A 4,658-nucleotide genomic window follows, 5' to 3' on the forward strand; every position below is an offset into this window, starting at 1 on the left:
GGCTCGGACCGCGGCACCGGGCGGGTCGGGGCACGTACCGTGGCGGGGGTGACGGAGGCGACAGCGCTGGGCGCGTCGGGCGGGGCGCGGCACGGTGGTCCGGCGGCCGAGGTCGACGTGCAGGCCGAGGGGGCCCGGATCGCCGCCGCGATGGGCACCGTGGTCGTCGGCAAGCCCGACGTCGTCCGGCTGGCCCTGGTGGTGCTGCTGGCCGAGGGGCACCTGCTCATCGAGGACGTGCCCGGGGTCGGCAAGACCACCCTGGCCAAGGCGATGGCCAAGTCGATCGACTCCGAGGTCCGGCGCATCCAGTTCACGCCCGACCTGCTGCCCAGCGACATCACCGGCGTGGCGGTGTTCGACCAGGAGTCGCGCACCTTCGAGTTCCGGCCCGGCGCGGTGTTCGCCAACCTGGTGGTGGCCGACGAGATCAACCGGGCCTCCCCCAAGACCCAGTCGGCGCTGCTGGAGTGCATGGAGGAGCGCCAGGTCACCGTGGACGGCGTGACCTACGAGCTGGCCCGGCCCTTCATGGTGCTGGCCACCCAGAACCCGCTGGAGATGGAGGGCACCTACCCGCTGCCCGAGGCCCAGCGCGACCGGTTCACCGCGCGGGTGTCGATGGGCTACCCCGACCGCGAGGCCGAGCTGGCCATGCTCGACGACCGCGGCACCGTCGACCCGCTCACCCGGCTGGAGCCGGTCGCCGACGCGGCCGGCGTCCGGGCGATGGTCGACGCCGTCACCCGGGTGCACGTGGCCGAGTCCCTGCGCCGGTACGTCGTGTCGCTGGTCGAGGCCAGCCGGCGTAGCCCGGACCTGCGGCTGGGCGCCTCCCCGCGGGCCGGCCTGCAGCTGCTCCGCTCGGCCCGCGCGGCCGCGGCCCTCGCCGGCCGGGACCACGTGCTGCCCGACGACGTGCAGGAGATGGCCTCCCCCGTGCTCGCACACCGGCTGCTGCTCACCCCGGACGCCTCGCTGGCCCGCCGCACCCCCGAGCGGGTGGTCGGCGACCTGCTGGCCGCCGTCCCGGTCCCCCGCCGGCGCTGAGGCGTGGCCAGGCGCCGCGGCCGGTTGGCCGAGCTCACCTCGAGCCTGACCCTGCGCGGCGGCTGCCTGGTCGCCGCCGGGGTGACGCTGGTGCTGCTGGGCGCGCTGCTGGGTGAGCGGACGCTGGTCCAGGTGGCGCTGTTCGTGCTCACCCTGCCGGCGCTGGCCGCCGTCGGCGTCGTCCGCGCCCGGTTCCGGCTGGCCTCCCGCCGCACCGTCTCCCCCGCCCGGCTGCCCCGCGGCCAGGACGCCGAGGTGCTGCTCGAGGTCACCAACACCGACCGCCGCCCCGGTGGCCTGTGGGCGATGTCCGAGCAGCTGCCCGCCGAGCTCGGCCCCCGGCCCCGCTTCCTGGTCGAGCGCCTGCCCAGCGGGGCGACCGCGGCGCTGCGGTACCCGGTGCACGGCGTCCGGCGCGGCCGGGTCCCGCTCGGCCCGCTCCGGCTGCGGCTGGTCGACCCGTTCGGCCTGGTGCTGCGCACCACCTCGGGCACGGACACCGCCACGCTGCTGGTCGTGCCGCGGGTCCGCCCGCTGGGCCCCCTGGCGCTGTCCGGCGGCGCCGGGGGCGGCGCGGCCGGCGCCCGGCGGTCGCTGGCCGTGCACGGCGAGGACGACGTCAGCGTGCGCGAGTACCGGCGCGGGGACGACCTGCGCAAGGTGCACTGGCGGGCGACCGCGCGCACCGGTGAGCTGATGGTCCGGCTCGAGGAGAAGCCCTGGCGGTCCTCGGCCACCCTGCTCGTGGACACCCGCGAGCGGGCCCACGTGCTGGGCACCACCGCCGCCGGACCCGACGGGGACCCCGCGCCCCCGCCGGACACCCTGGAGTGGGTGGTGGAGGCCGCCGCCAGCATCGGCGACCACCTGCTCGCCCGGGGCGCCGACCTGCGCGTGCTCACCGACGTCGGCGAGGTGGTCACCGGCACCGCGCTGGACCGGCCCGGGCTGGCCGAGCGGCTGGCCACCGTCTCCGCCTCGCGGGCCACGGAACTGGACGCCGGGCTGCAGGCCCTGCGCCGCGGCGCCGACAGCGGTCCGCTGGTCTGCCTGCTGGGCGCCGTCGGGCCGGCCGACGTCGCCGCGCTCGTCCGGGCGCGGTCGGGCCCCGGCACGGACGTCGCCGTCCTGGTCGACGTGGCCGCCTGGCGCGCCGCACCCACCCGCGCCGGACGCCGGCACACACTGGCCCCGGAGGCCGCGCGGGAGCTGACCGACCGGCAGCAGCAGGCCGCCGCGGCGCTGCGGGCCGCCGGCTGGCGGGTGGTGACCGCGGGGCCGCAGGACGCGGTCGAGACGGCGTGGGCCCGGCTGGGCAGCTCGACCACCGAGGCCGCGCCCGGCCGGGCGGTGCCGGCGTGAGCGGGGCGCGCTGGGGCACCGCGGCCGCGGTGGCCACGGCGATGGTGCTGGGCTCCCTCACCCTCACCCCGGTCTTCCTCACCGCCGGGTGGTTCCCCCCGGTGGTCCTCGTCGTGCTGGCGATCACGGTGTCCGGCGCGCTCGTGCGGCTGCTGGTCGAGCGCCGGGGCCGGTCGGACACCGTGCTGGGCGGGCTCGCCGTCCCCGTCGTCCAGGTCGTGGTGTTCCTGACCGTGCTCACCGCGGTCTTCACCCCCGGGCGGGCGCTGGTCGGGGTGCTGCCGACCCCGGGGAGCACCGCCGACCTGCTCGCCGTGCTGGGCTCGGGGTTCTCCGAGATCCGCGAGCAGGTCACCCCGGCGATCGCGCTGGACGGCCTGGTCGCGCTGACCGCGGTGCTGGTCGGCGTCCTGACCCTGGTGGTGGACCTGGTCGCCGTCGGCGCCCGGCAGCCGGCCGCCGGCGGGCTGGCGCTGCTCGTGCTGTGCTGCGTACCGGTGGCGACCACCACCGGCGACGTCTCGCTGCTGGTCTTCCTCGGCCCGGCCCTGGGCCTGGCTGTGCTGCTGTGGGCCGACCAGCGGCTGCGGCTGTCCGGGCGGCAGCGCTCGGGGCCCGGCGCCTTCGGCGGCACCGGGGTGCTGCCGGCCGTGCGCACCGGGGCGGTGGCCGTGCTGGCGGGCATCCTGCTGCCGGTGCTGGTGCCCACCCTGGCCGAGGGCTCCTTCGCCGCGGGGCTCGGCACCGGGCGGGGACCGGGCATCTCCAGCACCGGGACGTCGCTGGACCCGCAGGCCGCGCTGCGCGGGCAGCTGACCCAGCCCGACCCGATCGACCTGCTCCGCGTCGAGACCGACGTGGCCGACCCCTCGTACCTGCGCGCGGTGACGCTGGACCAGTACTCCGACGACGGCTGGAGCATCGGGAACCTCGACGGCACCGAGTCCACCGACGACTCCGACGACCTGGTGCCGCTGGCGCCCGGCGTGCCCGAGCGGGAGGTGCGGGCCCGGATCACCGCGCTGGAGCACGACGACCGCTTCCTGCCGCTGTTCTCCTCCGCGCAGCAGGTGACCGTCCAGGGCGCCGACGACGGCGAGTGGCGGGTGGACCCGGAGAGCGGCACGGTCTTCGGCCGGGACGACGCGCGGACCGACGGGCTGACCTGGGAGGAGGTGGCCCAGGAGGCCCGTCCTACCGTCGAGCAGATGGCGGCCAGCCCGGCCCTGCCGGCCGACGACCCGGTGCAGCAGACCTTCACCGCCCTGCCCGAGCTCGACCAGCGGGTGCGCGACCTGGTCGAGGAGCTGACCAACTCCGGGCAGTCACCGGACGAGCGGGTTCGCGCGATCTTCGACTTCCTCACCGACCGCGCCAACGGGTTCGTCTACAGCCTGAGCACGACGCCGGGTACCACCGGTGACGACCTGGCCGACTTCCTCGCGCTACGCCGGGGCTACTGCGAGCAGTACGCCGGTTCGATGGCCGTCCTCGTCCGGGCGGCCGGGGTACCGGCTCGAGTGGTGCTGGGTTACACCCCCGGCCAGCTGCAGGCCGACGGCAGCCGGCTGGTCACCACGTTGGACGCCCACGCCTGGGTGGAGGTGTTCTACGACGGGCTGGGCTGGCTCCCCTTCGACCCCACCCCGATCGCTGCGGACCGGGCCGTGGACCTGCCGTGGGCCCCACGCGCCGACGACGCGGCGGCGGAGGCCTCGGCGGGCGCAGCCTCGCCGACCACCGCGCCGGCTGCACCGAGCGCCGAGCTGGACCGGGACGACACCGCCACCCCCGAGATCGGCCCGACCATCGCGACCGGGGTGCCCTGGGGGTCCGTCGCAGCGTGGGGCGGCGGATCGGCGGGTGTGCTCGCGCTGCTGGCGGTGCCGGCCCTGGCCCGGGCCGCCCAGCGCCGTCGACGGCTGGCCACCGGTGCGCCGGGCGCGGTGTGGGACGAGCTGCTGGCCGTCGCGGTGGACCTCGGCGTCCCGGTGCGCACGACCGGCACCCCGCGGCAGCTGGCCGACGACCTGGTCGAGCGGGTGGGCGCGGACACCGCGCCGGCCGTCCGCACCCTGTCCCTCGCCCTGCAGCGGGAGGTCTACGCGCCGTCCACGGGCGCCGAGGCCGCGGACCTGGTCGGCCCGGCCGGCGAGGTCAGCCGCGCGCTGCGCCGGTCCGCCGACCTCCGCTCCCGGGTCGTGGCCCGGCTGCTGCCGGCCAGCACCGTGGCCGACGCGCGGGAC

General features: G+C 77.5%; 3 protein-coding genes (1 of these 3 only partly in view). All 3 read left to right on the plus strand.

Features of this window, described 5'->3' with window-relative positions:
* Window positions 1–48 precede the first annotated feature (48 nt).
* Tightly spaced (at most 41 nt apart), the 3 genes in view from LFA75_RS01400 to LFA75_RS01410 form a layout consistent with a single transcriptional unit that may run on beyond the window.
* Window positions 49–1,050, plus strand: a complete 1,002-nt coding sequence (locus LFA75_RS01400; RefSeq protein WP_225231988.1) for an AAA family ATPase — start codon at window positions 49–51, stop codon at window positions 1,048–1,050.
* Between the two features lie 3 nt (window positions 1,051–1,053).
* Window positions 1,054–2,412, plus strand: a complete 1,359-nt coding sequence (locus tag LFA75_RS01405; RefSeq protein ID WP_225231989.1) for a DUF58 domain-containing protein — start codon at window positions 1,054–1,056, stop codon at window positions 2,410–2,412.
* 41 nt (window positions 2,413–2,453) lie between these two features.
* Window positions 2,454–4,658, plus strand: the 5' portion of a protein-coding gene (locus LFA75_RS01410) for a transglutaminase family protein (protein WP_455428470.1). 54 nt of this gene lie beyond the right edge of the window; only the first 2,205 of its 2,259 coding nucleotides appear in the window; its start codon is at window positions 2,454–2,456; its stop codon lies beyond the right edge, outside the window.

This window comes from Klenkia terrae (genome assembly GCF_900491935.1).
Classification (GTDB): Bacteria; Actinomycetota; Actinomycetes; order Mycobacteriales; family Geodermatophilaceae; genus Klenkia; species Klenkia terrae.